This window comes from Polaromonas sp. P1_E1_2, from assembly GCF_056406035.1.
The window spans coordinates 1-5,070 of the sequence record NZ_JBFUAZ010000445.1; the positions used below are offsets into that span (position 1 = coordinate 1).

Sequence of the window (5,070 nt, forward strand, 5' to 3'; positions counted from 1 at the left end):
ACGTCGATCTCGTTGTCGAAGTGGCCGATGTTGCAGACAATGGCCTGGTCTTTCATCTTCGCCATGTGGTCGTAGGTGATGACGTTCTTGTTGCCAGTGGCGGACACAAAAATGTCGGCCTTGTCAGCAGCGTATTCCATGGTCACGACCTTGTAGCCTTCCATCGCGGCCTGCAGGGCGTTGATGGGGTCGATCTCGGTCACCCACACCTGGGCGCTCAGGGCGCGCAGGGCTTGTGCGGAGCCCTTGCCCACGTCGCCGTAACCGGCCACCAGTGCGACCTTGCCGGCCACCATCACGTCGGTGGCGCGCTTGATCGCGTCGACCAGGGATTCGCGGCAGCCATACAGGTTGTCGAACTTGCTCTTGGTGACGGAATCGTTCACGTTGATGGCGCGCAGGGCCAGCGTGCCCTTGGCCGACATTTCATTCAAGCGCAGCACGCCGGTGGTGGTTTCTTCGGTCACGCCGATGATGTTTTTCAGGCGGCGGCTGTACCAGGTCGGGTCTTGCGCCAGCTTGGCCTTGATCGAGTTGAAAAGGCAGATTTCTTCTTCGCTGCCGGGCTTGGAGATCAGGCTGGCGTCTTTTTCGGCCTTGGTGCCCAGGTGCATCAGCAGCGTCGCGTCGCCGCCGTCGTCCAGGATCATGTTGGGGCCTTCTTCAGGCGTGCCCTTGGCACCGCTGAATTCGAAGATCTTGTGGGTGTAGTCCCAGTAGTCGGCCAGGGTTTCGCCTTTGATGGCGAATACCGGCGTGCCGGCGGCGGCGATCGCGGCGGCGGCGTGGTCCTGCGTCGAGAAGATGTTGCACGACGCCCAGCGCACTTCGGCGCCCAGGGCTTGCAGCGTTTCGATCAGCACGCCGGTCTGGATCGTCATGTGCAGCGATCCGGTGATGCGCGCGCCCTTGAGCGGCTGCGCCTTCGCGAATTCTTCGCGGATGGCCATCAGGCCGGGCATTTCGGTTTGTGCGATGTTCAGTTCCTTGCGGCCCCAGGCGGCAAGCGAAATATCGGCAATGGTGTAGTCGGTGGAAGGTTTCAGGACGGCGCTCATTTGGTAACTCCAAAAGTCATAGGTCAAATTGGGCAAAATAGCCACGAGCCTGTGTGTCAATCGGGGAGTTTGTTGTTAGCCTCACCCGGCTTGAAAGCACATGCGGGTGAGCGTGGTTGCAAATGAAAGTCCTGAGCCTAGACCACATGGAGTGGGTTGCAACGCTCCTCAGGAAGCCGTGATTATAACAAATCACCCCCGTCCAGGCTCACTGGCGTGTAGCCCGTTCCCCCCTCAAGGGGGCGGCGCCTGGGGCCGGCGAAGCCGGACCCTCGGCCCCCACTGGTGAAATACCCCCGCTGCATACGCCCTGAATCTTCAAGCCAGCATGAGCCGTGGAACCGGCTTTGCCGGGCCACAGGCGGGCGGCCCCCTCGGGGGGCAGCGACCCACACGAAGTGGGGAGCGTGGGGGCCACATTCAGTGCGAAAATTTCATGATGCAAGAACTCCAGCAGTGGCCTGTTACAGAACGTCAACTCATTACCGGCGTCTTCACCGATATCGACGACACCTTGACCACGGAGGGCGAAATCACACCCGATGCGCTGGAGGCTTTGGGCGAATTGAAAGCTGCAGGGTTCAAAGTCGTGGCGATCACCGGGCGGCCTGTCGGCTGGAGCGAGCCTTTCGCGGCGAGTTGGCCGGTGGATGCCATCGTGGCGGCACTGATGAAAAGCGAGGGCATGCACGCCACCGTCAGCAGCATCCACATCAACGGCTGGTATGGCAGCCACAACAAGCTCGAAGGCGCGCGCTGGATAGTCCGGCAGCTCTGGCAGCGCGACCTGGACGCCGAGATGGACCAATGGGTCTATGTGGGCGATTCGACCAACGACCAGCTGATGTTCAAGACCTTTGCCAACAGCGTGGGCGTGGCCAACATCGCGCGCTTTGTGCCGCAGCTGGCGCACCTCCCGCGTTATGTGACGCGGGGTGAGCGCGGTGCAGGTTTTACTGAGGTTGCACGCGCTCTGCTGGATTAACAACCGTGCCTGCCCCGCGTTAACTAAGCGGGTGCCGCGGATCGGGCTTTGCCCGGCCGCAGGCACCGTCCCCTGAAGGGGAGGGGACGCTACACGAAGTGAGCGTCAGCAGGGGTTAGCTATATTGGCGGCGCACTGAGCCCCACCGCAACCAAGCGCCCAAGGCGGCCACTGCCAATACAAGCGCAGCGTAGCCCTCCGCCGTGGCGGGCAGACCTAGCGGCGCAATCAAACGCCCAGCCAGCATGGCCGGCACGCTGAAGGCCAGATAGCTGGTGGCATACAGCGCGGCAAATAATTCAGCCCGCTGATGCGGCTGCGCCAGCGGCGCGAGGGTCTGCACCTGCGCAGAGAAAGCCGAGCCGCCGCCAAAACCGGCCAGCGCTGTTCCTGCAAAAAACAGCGCCACGGAGCGCGTGGCCAAAGACACGGCCACCAGCCCCGCACCCACAGCCAGCAAGCTCATGCCGACGGCGCTCATACGCACCGGCGTCAGGCTTTTCAACAAAGTCGGTGACGCGGCGCCCAACCCGAAAAAGGTGGCAATGGCCAGGCCGTTGACGATGCCGTCATGGATGCCGAAGATTTGCTGCAGCATGGAAGGCACCAGCGACAGGTACAGGCCCGCGAGCGACCACACCGCCAGCATCGTCGGCACGCCACGGAAGAATTCAGCGCGCGCCTGCACCGGTATCGAAATGCGCGGCACCAGCGAGGCCAATGCGCCGGGGCGCGGCGTGGCGCTTTCGGGCAGAAAGAGCGTAGCCACCGCACCCACGACGCAAATCGCAACCAGCACACCAAACACCAGCGGCACCGGGTGCAGCGCAAACTTGACGGCGATGCCGGTGAGCAACGCGCCCACAGCCAGCCCCGCCAGCGGCGAGACGCTGCCGATCATCGCGCCCAGGCGTTTTTGCGCGGCCGGTGCGGCCTCGACCACCGCCGCCGTCAGCGCGCCGCTGACCATGCCGGTCGCAATGCCCTGCACGATGCGCGCAGCGATGATGCCGTTAATGCTGTCGGCCAGCAAAAAGGTCAGCATCGCGCCGGCCTGCAGCAGCAGGGCGGTAAACACCACAGGCCGGCGGCCTATGTGGTCAGACAGCGAGCCCGCCACCAGCAGCGAAGCCAGCAGCGCAATCGCGTAAATCGCAAACGCCACCGTCAGCAACGCAGGGGAAAAGCCCCACTGCTGCTGGAAGACGACGAACAGCGGCGACGGCGCACTGCCCGCCACGAAGAACGCGAACAACAGGATCGCCAGCAGGGGGAAGGCGGCTGCGGGCGGCAGTTGCCAGCGGGGCGCCGTCGAGCGGGATGGTTGCAATGAGGGATTGGCGGGAGCAGCAGGGGTAGCCATGGGGAAACGCTCAACTTTCTTAAAGCTAATTTATTCGCGTTTGTGAATTCTATACCCGTTCAAAAATTAACGCAAATATCATTGCTTTTAGGCTAGAATTCGCCCTGATGAGCACCCTCCAAACACCCCAGAACAAACGCCCCGGCGGACGCAGCGCCCAGGTGCAAATCGTGGTGCGCARGGCGCTGGAAGAGCTGATTGCCCAGGAGGGCCGAGACAAAGTCACCGTGCCGGCCGTGGCCGAGCGCGCCGGCGTGAGTGCTTCCAGCATTTACCGGCGCTGGGGCGACGTGAACGGCCTGCTCGGCGAAACCGCCCAGCAGCGGCTGGACCCGAACCGCCCCTTGCCTGAGACGGGCGACCTGAAAGCCGAACTCACGGCCTGGGCCAAAGAACTGATCAACCACCTCAACAAGCCAGGCAATGCCTCGCTGCTGAAGGCCGCTGCCGCGCTGGCGGGATCAGAAGAAACCAACTGCCTGAAAAACCGCCGCAACGAAGCCACGGTTCTGGTCAAACGCGCCCAGACCCGCGGCGACGCCACACCCACCGTGCAGCAGGTGCTGGACCACATGATGGCCCCCATCATTTACCGGTTGATTTTTGGCGCTGGCGTTGAACCGACGCTAGCCGATCAGCTGGCCGACGAACTGTTTGCGCTAGCCAACCCCGTCAGTAAGTAAACCGAGAAGCCAGCAGAGGCCGCGGAACCGGCTTCGCCGGGCCGCCAGCCTCGTCCCCTGCAAGGGGAAAAGGGACTACACGCAGTGAGTCCCGATAGGGGTTTACCTGTTTCCCCGCGGAACCGGCTTTGCCGGGCCGCCAGCCTCGTCCCCTGCAAGGGGAAAAGGGATTACACGAAGTGAATCCCGATAGGGGTGTGCCTACTTTCAGTTGGGCTTGGCGAGGCCTAACTTATCGATCAGCACCTTCTCCCGCCCAACGGTGTCTTGCGCAAACTTCGTGTAGTCCGCGGAGCTCAGGTAGTTGGGCAGCATGTCGTAGCGGCCCAGCGCCGCAACATAGCTGGGTTCTTCCATCGCTTTCTTGAAGGCATCGTGCAGGCGCTTGACCACCTCGCGCGGCGTACCTTTGGGTGCGCCTATGCCAAAGGGCGAGTTCTGCACGATGTCATAGCCCAGCTCTTTCAGCGTGGGCGCGTTCGGGAATTTATCGAGCCGCTTCTCGCCCCAGGTATTGAGCACACGCAGCTTGCCGGCTTCGACCTGCGGCGCAAAGCCGGTGCTGTCGGCGCCCGCCATCAGCTGGCCGCTGACCAGTGCCAGCATCAGGTCAGCGCTGCCTTTGTAGGGCACGTGCTGCAGCTCGATGCCGGCCTTCTGCGCGATGAGCTCGGTCGTCAGGTGCGGGCTGGTCAGCGTGCCCGTCGAGCCGTAGGTCAGCTTGCCAGGGTTGGCCTTGGCATAGGCGACAAAGTCAGCCCAGGTCTTGAACGGGCTGTCGGCAGGCACCACGATGCCGAAGGCGTAGCCAGTCACGTTGATCACGTAGCTGATGTCCTTGACCGGGTCCCAGTTGATTTTGGTGGTGTAACCAAGGCGGAACACACCCAGCGGAATCTGCGCCAGCGTGTAGCCGTCAGCCTGCGCGCTTTGCAGTTGCTGGGCCGGCAGGGTGCCGCCCGCGCCGGGCTTGTTCTCGAC

At 62.9% G+C, this 5,070-nt stretch carries 5 protein-coding genes and 1 riboswitch; of the genes, 2 read left to right on the forward strand and 3 right to left on the reverse strand.

Annotated features, from left to right (window positions below; genetic code table 11):
• Window positions 1-1,058, reverse strand: a 1,058-nt coding sequence (locus AC1D1P_RS17650; protein WP_477673858.1) for an adenosylhomocysteinase, incomplete at its 3' end; no start/stop codon positions are given.
• A gap of 101 nt (window positions 1,059-1,159) precedes the next feature.
• A riboswitch (S-adenosyl-L-homocysteine riboswitch) is annotated at window positions 1,160-1,234 on the reverse strand.
• A gap of 263 nt (window positions 1,235-1,497) precedes the next feature.
• On the opposite strand from AC1D1P_RS17650, the gene AC1D1P_RS17655 reads away from it, so the two are divergent.
• On the forward strand, window positions 1,498-2,043 hold the full coding sequence (locus AC1D1P_RS17655; protein WP_477673862.1) for an HAD family hydrolase: 546 nt from the start codon (window positions 1,498-1,500) through the stop codon (window positions 2,041-2,043).
• 115 nt (window positions 2,044-2,158) lie between these two features.
• On the opposite strand, the gene AC1D1P_RS17660 is transcribed toward AC1D1P_RS17655, so the two are convergent.
• On the reverse strand, window positions 2,159-3,406 hold the full coding sequence (locus AC1D1P_RS17660; protein ID WP_477673859.1) for an MFS transporter: 1,248 nt from the start codon (window positions 3,404-3,406) through the stop codon (window positions 2,159-2,161).
• Between the two features lie 107 nt (window positions 3,407-3,513).
• Here AC1D1P_RS17660 and AC1D1P_RS17665 point away from each other — a divergent pair, with 107 nt between their 5' ends.
• Complete coding sequence (locus tag AC1D1P_RS17665) at window positions 3,514-4,089, forward strand: TetR/AcrR family transcriptional regulator (RefSeq protein WP_477673860.1); 576 nt, start codon at window positions 3,514-3,516, stop codon at window positions 4,087-4,089.
• Between the two features lie 207 nt (window positions 4,090-4,296).
• Here the strand turns inward: AC1D1P_RS17665 and AC1D1P_RS17670 are convergent.
• The coding region (locus tag AC1D1P_RS17670) for a tripartite tricarboxylate transporter substrate binding protein (RefSeq protein WP_477673861.1) at window positions 4,297-5,070 on the reverse strand (774 nt) is incomplete at its 5' end.